Origin of the sequence: Microbacterium sp. C448, from assembly GCF_000582705.2 — a bacterium.
GTDB lineage: Bacteria > Actinomycetota > Actinomycetes > Actinomycetales > Microbacteriaceae > Microbacterium > Microbacterium lacus_A.
Window position 1 is genome coordinate 1 of the sequence record NZ_HG779617.1, and the last position, 1368, is coordinate 1368.

The following is a 1368-nucleotide window of genomic DNA, read 5'->3' on the forward strand; positions in this document are numbered from 1 at the left end:
GGTGGCGTCCGGCAAGGTGGTGTACGGATCGGGTGACCGTGTCGCTGCGGATGTAGCGACGGTCACCGCGTGATCCTTCGAGAGAACTCTTCACATCCATCTCGAAAGGACCCCGACGATGACCGTCTCACCCCACGATATCGACCCTGCCCGCTTCCTCGAAGACCACCTCGCGCAGGCGTCTCCCGATCTGCTGCGGGAGATGCTCGGCACGTTCATCAACCAGCTGCTATCCGCGGACGCGGACCAGATCTGCGGCGCCGCTTACGGCACGATCAGCGACGACAGGGTGAACCGTCGCAACGGTTACCGCCACCGCGACTTCGACACCCGCGCCGGGACCATCGACGTGAAGATCCCCAAGCTCCGGCAGGGCACCTACTTCCGGAGTGGCTGCTGGAACGCCGCCGCCGCGCGGAGGCCGCACTGACCACCGTGGTCGCGACCAGCTACCTCCTCGGCGTGTCCACCCGTCGGATGGATGACCTGGTGAAGACCCTCGGGATCACCGGGCTGTCGAAGTCGCAGGTGTCGGAGATGGCGCGCGACCTTGACGAGCAGGTGACCGCGTTCCGCACCCGGCCGTTGGACGCCGGCCCGTACTCGTTCGTCGCCGCCGACGCGCTCACCATGAAGGTCCGCGAGGGCGGCCGGGTCGTGAAGGTCGCGGTGCTGGTCGCGACCGGCGTGAACGCCGACGGCTACCGCGAGATCCTCGGTCTGCAAGTCAACTCGACCGAAGACGGCGCCGGCTGGCTGACGTTCTGGCGCGACCTCGTCGCGAGAGGCCTGACCGGCGTGAAGCTCGTCACGTCCGACGCACACGCAGGTCTGGTCGCAGCGATCGGCGCGACCGTCGGCGGGTCCTGGCAGAGGTGCAGAACCCACTACGCGGCGAACCTGATGAGCGTGACCCCAAAGTCCTCGTGGCCATGGGTGAAGACCCTGCTGGGCACGGTTTTCGACCAGCCCGACGCGGAGTCCGTGCACGCCCAGTTCGACCGCGTCCTGGACGCGCTCGAGCACAAGCTCCCCAGGTCGTTCGAGCACCTCGAGGCCGCACGTGAGGAGATCCTCGCGTTCACCGCGTTCCCGAAGAGCATCTGGCGGCAGATCTGGTCCAACAATCCGAACGAACGCCTCAACCGGGAGATCCGCCGCCGCACCGACGTCGTGGGCATCTTCCCGAACCGCGACGCGATCATCCGGCTCGTCGGCGCCGTCCTCGCCGAGCAACACGACGAGTGGGCCGAGCAACGCCGCTACCTCGGCCTCGACGCCCTCGCCGCCGCACGCCGCGTCGGCGAACCCACCACAGAGGAGGTGATCGAACCCGACCTTCGGGCCCTCACAGCCTGACCTCGACAC

At 67.7% G+C, this 1368-nt stretch carries 1 pseudogene; it reads left to right on the forward strand.

The features are described 5' to 3' along the window. Positions 1–118: 118 nt before the first annotated feature. A pseudogene (locus MIC448_RS03465) lies at positions 119–1359 on the forward strand (IS256 family transposase). Positions 1360–1368: the final 9 nt, after the last annotated feature.